The organism is uncultured Amnibacterium sp., assembly GCF_964245895.1.
In the GTDB taxonomy this organism is placed as follows: domain Bacteria; phylum Actinomycetota; class Actinomycetes; order Actinomycetales; family Microbacteriaceae; genus Amnibacterium.
The window spans coordinates 1-4,227 of the sequence record NZ_CAXTOQ010000218.1; the positions used below are offsets into that span (position 1 = coordinate 1).

General features: G+C 73.3%; 5 protein-coding genes and 1 pseudogene. 4 read left to right on the forward strand and 2 right to left on the reverse strand.

Translation table 11 applies throughout. The annotated features are described in order from the left end of the window. A pseudogene (locus tag ACFE60_RS17905) lies at positions 1-635 on the reverse strand (M18 family aminopeptidase); the annotation flags it as partial. A gap of 80 nt (positions 636-715) precedes the next feature. After that, a complete protein-coding gene (locus tag ACFE60_RS17910) occupies positions 716-1,336 on the reverse strand; it encodes a PadR family transcriptional regulator (RefSeq protein ID WP_375390211.1) in 621 nt (206 codons plus the stop codon). A gap of 157 nt (positions 1,337-1,493) precedes the next feature. Here ACFE60_RS17910 and ACFE60_RS17915 point away from each other — a divergent pair, with 157 nt between their 5' ends. From ACFE60_RS17915 to ACFE60_RS17930, 4 genes are all read left to right on the forward strand, one after another. Next, entirely contained in the window at positions 1,494-1,664 is a 171-nt protein-coding gene (locus ACFE60_RS17915) for a CsbD family protein (RefSeq protein ID WP_375390212.1), read from the forward strand. Positions 1,665-1,804: 140 nt separating this feature from the next. Next, positions 1,805-2,842 carry an iron-siderophore ABC transporter substrate-binding protein gene (locus ACFE60_RS17920; protein ID WP_375390213.1) on the forward strand — a complete coding sequence of 346 codons (1,038 nt, stop codon included), beginning with the start codon at positions 1,805-1,807 and terminating at the stop codon, positions 2,840-2,842. Then, positions 2,839-3,885: a FecCD family ABC transporter permease gene (locus ACFE60_RS17925; protein WP_375390214.1), complete on the forward strand. Its 1,047-nt coding sequence runs from the start codon at positions 2,839-2,841 to the stop codon at positions 3,883-3,885. The genes ACFE60_RS17920 and ACFE60_RS17925 overlap by 4 nt, the downstream gene beginning before the upstream one ends. After that, positions 3,882-4,227, forward strand: a 346-nt coding sequence (locus ACFE60_RS17930; protein WP_375390215.1) for an iron chelate uptake ABC transporter family permease subunit, incomplete at its 3' end; no start/stop codon positions are given. The genes ACFE60_RS17925 and ACFE60_RS17930, both read left to right, overlap by 4 nt.

A 4,227-nucleotide genomic window follows, 5' to 3' on the forward strand; every position in this document is an offset into this window, starting at 1 on the left:
GGCTGGGTGTCGCAGGTCAGCAGGTCGTACCCCGCGACGTCGTCGGCCTGCAGGCCGACGAGGGCGGCGATCTCGGCGAGCAGGTCGGCGTCGCCGGGGCTCCTGGCCGCGAGCACGGGCTGCAGGTCGCGCTGCCGGTCGGGAGCGAAGCCGCTGTTCACCTCCCGGTCGAGGTGGACCGCGAGGTGCGGGATGCGGGCCCACGGCCCGGTGCGCACGAGGTGCTCGGTGCCGTCGCGCTGCACGACGCGGCCGGCGAGCTCCAGCTCCCGGTCGTACCAGGAGGCGAGGATCGGGCCGCCGTAGACCTCGACCCCGGCCTGCAGCCACCCGGCGGCGCCGATGGTCGGGCGCGGCTTCAGCGCGAAGCCGGGGGAGTCGGTGTGCGCCCCGAGCACGCGGTAGGGGGTCGACGCGTCGGCCTCGAGCGGCACGGCGACGGCGACGACGGCTCCGTCGCGGACGAGCACCACCCGGGCTCTCGGCGTGACCGCCTCCGACCAGTCCGCCGCCTCGTCGAGCACGGCGTACCCCGCGGCCTGCAGCCGGCGAGCGACCTCCGCGGCCGCGTGGTACGAGCTGGGGGAGGCGGCGACGAAGCCCGCGAGGTCGTCGATGTGCGTGCGGGTGTCCACGCGGTCAATGCAAGCAGAAGGTGTGCCTGGATCCGGGGATCGAGATGGATCCCCGGATCCAGGCACACCTTCGTGGGGGCTCACTCCCCGAGGATGCGGTAGAGCTCGCGGCGCAGCTCGTCGACCTTCTCGGTCGCGCGGGTGCGCTGCTCGGCGGTGACGCCGCCGCGGAACTGCATCGCCGCTCCGGCGAGCTTGCCGAACGCGGTCATCAGCGCGTCGCCGCCGGCGAACCGATCGCCGGCGCTCTTGAACGCGGCGTCGATCTCCTCCCGGTTGGCCTCGACATGGGTGCGGCCGGCCTCGGTCAGCTCGTAGGCGCCGCGGGGGCCGCCGTCCTGGCTGATGAGGCCCTCGTCGACGAGCTGGGCGAGCGTCGGGTAGACCGAGCCGGGGCTCGGCGTCCAGGCGCCCTCCGTCCGCTCGCCGATGGCCTTGATCAGGCCGTAGCCGTTCGACGGGCCGTCCGCGAGCAGGCCGAGGATGGCGCTGCGCACGTCGCCGCGGCGGGCACGGGGACCGTGCGGGCCGAAGCCGGGGCCGGGGCCGAAGCCCTTGAAGGCGCGCAGCGCCTCCGCGGGGCCGTCCCACGGACCGCCGAAGCCGCCGCGGGGACCGCGGTGGCCGAAGGGGCCGTCGAAGCGGCCGCGCATGGCGCCGCCTCGGCCGGGGTGCTGGGTGTGGTCGTGGATGTGATCCATGGTGGTTCTCCTTCAGTTGGTGTTGTCGTGAAGCATCACGATATATCGGTGAACACCGGAACGCAAGCAGCTGTTCCCGGTCGGTGTCAAGGGGTTCCGCGGCGTCCTCGGAGGTGCAGGTGGGACCGTGCGCGCAGATCGACGGAAGGAGACGGTCATGGCGATCGGCGACAAGATCTCGAACGCGGCCGAAGAGGCGGGCGGCAAGGCGAAGGAGGCTGCCGGCCGGGCGACCGGGGACGAGCGGCTGGAGGCGGAGGGGCAGGGCGACCAGGCGTCCGCGAAGGTGAAGAAGGTCGGCGAGGACATCAAGGACGTCTTCCGCTGAGGCCTCGGCTCTGCGCATGCCGGCGCCCCCTGGAGCGATCCAGGGGGCGCCGTCGTCCGTGCAGGAGTCGTCGGGTGGTGAATCGGACCTGAACAAAGGTTAGGCTTCCCTAACTCACCCCACCGAACGGAGACCCGCCCATGCGCGCCTCGCGCCCGATGTCCCTCGTCGCTTCCGCGGCCCTGCTCGTCGCCCTCGCCGGCTGCGCGGGGTCCGCCGGCTCAGCCGGAGCGGAGGGAAGCGGCTCCTCGAGCGCCGCGGGAGACGCCTTCCCGGTCACGATCGAGCACGCCTACGGCGAGACCACGATCGAGTCGAAGCCCGAGCGCGTCGCCACGGTCGCCTGGGCCAACCAGGAGGTGCCCCTCGCCCTCGGCGTCGTGCCCGTCGGGATGGCGAAGGCGAACTACGGGGACGAGGACGAGGACGGCCTGCTGCCCTGGACGAAGGAGCGGCTCGACGAGCTGGGCGCGAAGACGCCCGTGCTGTTCGACGAGACCGACAGCATCGACTTCGAGGCCGTCGCCGACACGAAGCCGGACGTGATCCTCGCCGCCTACTCCGGGCTGTCGAAGACGGACTACGAGACGCTCAGCAAGATCGCGCCCACCATCGCGTTCCCGAAGGTCGCCTGGGGCACCACGCTCGAGCAGATGATCGAGATGAACAGCACCGCGATGGGCCTGAAGGCGAAGGGCGACGCCCTGGTCGCCTCCCTCGACGACCAGGTCGCGAAGGGAGTCGCCGATCATCCCGATCTCGCGGGGAAGACCGCGATGTTCGCCTACTTCGACCCCAGCGACCTCAGCTCCGTCGGCTTCTACACGACCCACGACACCCGTCCGCTGTTCCTGGAGCAGCTCGGGATGAAGACGCCGAAGGTCGTCAGCGACGCGTCCGCGAAGTCGGACGAGTTCTACACCACGGTCAGCGCGGAGGACGCGGACTCCTTCGACGACGTCGACGTGATCGTGACCTACGGCGACGCGGCGTCGCTGAAGACGCTGCAGGCCGACCCGCTGATCGGGAAGATCCCCGCGATCAGGGACGGCTCGGTCGCGCTGCTCACGCCCGACACCGCGCTGGCGGCCGGCGCCAACCCCTCCCCCCTCTCCCTGCCGTGGGGCCTCGGGAAGTACCTCGACCTGCTCGACGGCGCCGCGAGCACCGTCGGGTGACCGCGACCGCCCAGCGGCGAGCCGCACCGGACGCCGTCGTACGGCGGCGCCCGGTGCCGGTCCGTGTGACCTGGCTGCTCGTCGCGGTGCTCGCGCTGGCGCTGATCGGCGCAGCGTCCGTCGCGTTCGGCGTGCGGGCCGTCACGTGGTCCGACCTCGTGTCCGGCGTGTCCGGGACCTCGAGCACCGTCGCGGAGGCGGCGGTGCAGCAGCGCGTGCCCCGCACGGTGCTCGCGATGCTCGTCGGCGCCGCGCTCGGCGTCGCCGGGGTCGTGATGCAGGGCGTGACCCGCAACCCCCTCGCCGACCCCGGCATCCTGGGCGTCAGCTCCGGCGCGTCCCTCGCGGTCGTCACCGGCATGGCCTTCTTCGGACTGACCTCCTCCACCGCCGTCGTCTGGGTCGCGATCGGCGGCGCGGCCGGCGCGGCCGTGCTCGTCTACGCCATCGGCTCCCTCGGCCGGGGCGGAGCGACCCCGCTGAAGCTGGCGCTCGCGGGCGCGGCCACGTCCGCGGCGTTCTCGTCGCTGATCAGCGCCGTGCTGCTGCCGCGCATCGACGCGCTCACCGACTTCCGCTTCTGGCAGATCGGCGGCGTCGGCGGCGCGGGCTTCGCGAGGATCGGGCTGGTGCTGCCGTTCCTCGCGGTCGGCGCAGTCGTCTGCGTGCTCATGGCACGCGGCCTGAACTCCCTGGCGCTCGGCGACGACGTCGCCGCCGGCCTCGGCGAGCGCGTCGGCCGGACCCGGGTGCTCGCCGCGGCCGGCGCGATCCTGCTCTGCGGCGCCGCGACCGCGGCAGCCGGGCCGATCGGTTTCGTGGGGCTCGCCGTCCCCCACCTCTGCCGCCTGCTCGTGGGCGTCGACCACCGCTGGCTCGTGCCCTTCTCCGCCGTCGCCGGCGCCGGCCTGCTGACCGCCGCCGACGTCGTCGGACGGCTCGTCGCCCGCCCGGACGAGATCGACGTCGGGATCATCACCGCGCTCGTCGGCGCGCCGGTCTTCATCTGGATCGTCCGCCGGCAGAAGGTGCGCGCCCTGTGACCGTGGCGCATCCCGCCGTGCGCGCCGCAGCCGCCGTCGGGCGGAGGAGGAGGGCGCAGCGCCGGCGCGCGGTCAGCGGCGCGCTCGCGCTCGTCGTCGCCGCCCTGCTCGCGGTGAGCCTGATGGTCGGCGACACCTTCTACACCCCCTCCGAGGTGCTGCGCACCCTGCTCGGGCAGACCGTGCCAGGGGCCTCGTTCACGGTCGGCGAGCTGCGGCTGCCTCGTGCCGAGCTGGGCACGCTGGCCGGTGCGGCCTTCGGTCTCGCGGGCATCACGTTCCAGACGATGCTGCGCAACCCGCTCGCCGCACCGGACGTGATCGGGATCAGCAGCGGTGCCA

Coding starts and splice junctions, on each gene's coding strand:
- ACFE60_RS17910 (WP_375390211.1), bottom strand. CDS start 1,336: ATGGATCACATCCACGACCACACCCAGCACCCCGGCCGAGGCGGCGCC.
- ACFE60_RS17915 (WP_375390212.1), top strand. CDS start 1,494: ATGGCGATCGGCGACAAGATCTCGAACGCGGCCGAAGAGGCGGGCGGC.
- ACFE60_RS17920 (WP_375390213.1), top strand. CDS start 1,805: ATGCGCGCCTCGCGCCCGATGTCCCTCGTCGCTTCCGCGGCCCTGCTC.